The 340-nt window shown below is 56.5% G+C and carries 1 protein-coding gene; it reads left to right on the top strand.

Features of this window, described 5'->3' with window-relative positions; all coding sequences use genetic code 11:
- Window positions 1–145 precede the first annotated feature (145 nt).
- Window positions 146–340, top strand: a 195-nt coding sequence (locus tag QCE79_RS34935; protein ID WP_309852514.1) for a terminase small subunit, incomplete at its 3' end; no start/stop codon positions are given.

Raw genomic sequence — 340 nt, 5'->3', positions numbered from 1 at the left:
AAGACGGCGGCGGAGGCTGCGGGGCGGTTTGGACGTTGAGCAAGTGTTTGGGGGGGAGGGGGTGTCGAAAGTCTGGTGGGTTCGAGGCTCGGACACCGACTGCTCTCTCACGCGCAGAAAATTTCCCCTTTTACGAGAGTTGCTAATGTCGCTAACGAATAAGCAACGGCTGTTCGTAGAGGCGTATCTCGTTGATGGAAAAGGGAAAAACGCCGCAGTCGCAGCCGGATACAGCCAGCGCACCGCTAGCATCGAAGCTAATCGGTTGCTAAAGAACCCGCGGGTGTTAGCGGAGATCGAGCGTCGAAAAAAGTTGCTTGATCGTCCCGCGAAGGTCGAT

The organism is Caballeronia sp. LZ003 (assembly GCF_031451465.1).
GTDB lineage: Bacteria > Pseudomonadota > Gammaproteobacteria > Burkholderiales > Burkholderiaceae > Caballeronia.
This window is presented reverse-complemented; position numbering and strand designations above follow the sequence as displayed.